The sequence below is a fragment of the uncultured Microscilla sp. genome, from assembly GCF_947493425.1.
Lineage (GTDB): Bacteria > Bacteroidota > Bacteroidia > Cytophagales > Microscillaceae > Microscilla.
Map to the genome: position 1 here is coordinate 1 of NZ_CANLRP010000420.1, position 817 is coordinate 817.

The following is an 817-nucleotide window of genomic DNA, read 5'->3' on the forward strand; positions in this document are numbered from 1 at the left end:
CTGACCATACACCTGGGCTTTCGCCAAGTCTTTTTTGCGCCACTGGTCATAGGCAAGGCTGCTCGCCGAAAAAGCCAGCTCACGGTAGTTTTTTAGGTCAAAGGTACGTCGGCCAGTAGTATCCAGCCTGGCTTCTGCCCGATAGTCTGCCATTGCCCCGCTATAGTCGCCCAACGAAAAACGTAACCGAGCGCGAGTATTCAACCGCAACGAGCTTGGTTCTAATGCTATGCATTTGTCATAGTCAGCCAGGGCTTTTTCGTACATTTTAAATCTTTCGTAAATAGCACCACGCTGATAATAAGCGCCACTCGATTCTGGGTTGAGAGCAATGGCTTTGTTATAAGCAGCAAGCGCCGCAGGATAATCTTTCATTCTTTTCAAAACAAAACCCAATTCTGCATACATTTTAGCATCCTGGGGGAGTTTTTGGGTACCCAACGTATATAAGTTACGGGCTTCGGTAAGGCGTTTTTGTCCGGATAAAAAGTCACCATAATAATAATAAATTTTTGGTGTAAGAGGAGCCAGCAATAATGCTTTCTGATAGGCTTGTTCTTCTTCTTTGGGTTGTCGCAACTGCCAATAAGTCAAAGCTAAAGAAAAATAAGCATCAGGGTTATTAGGTTCTTTTTTTAGTAATTTTTTTAATAAACGTAAAGATTGACGATACTTTCCTTCATGGCGATAGTCATCAGCGCGTTCTAATAAAGTCATAGATTTGGTGGGTTGGGCAAACACCCCCAAAGAGGCGCTGCACAGGCATACAAATAATAAGGTCAGGGTTTTTGTCATGGGTACAAGAGGTTTATTTTTT

The 817-nt window shown here is 43.0% G+C and carries 1 protein-coding gene; it reads right to left on the reverse strand.

Annotated features, from left to right (window positions below):
• A partial coding sequence (locus tag Q0954_RS34135) for a tetratricopeptide repeat protein (protein ID WP_299466616.1) occupies positions 1–795 on the reverse strand: 795 nt, incomplete at its 3' end.
• Positions 796–817: the final 22 nt, after the last annotated feature.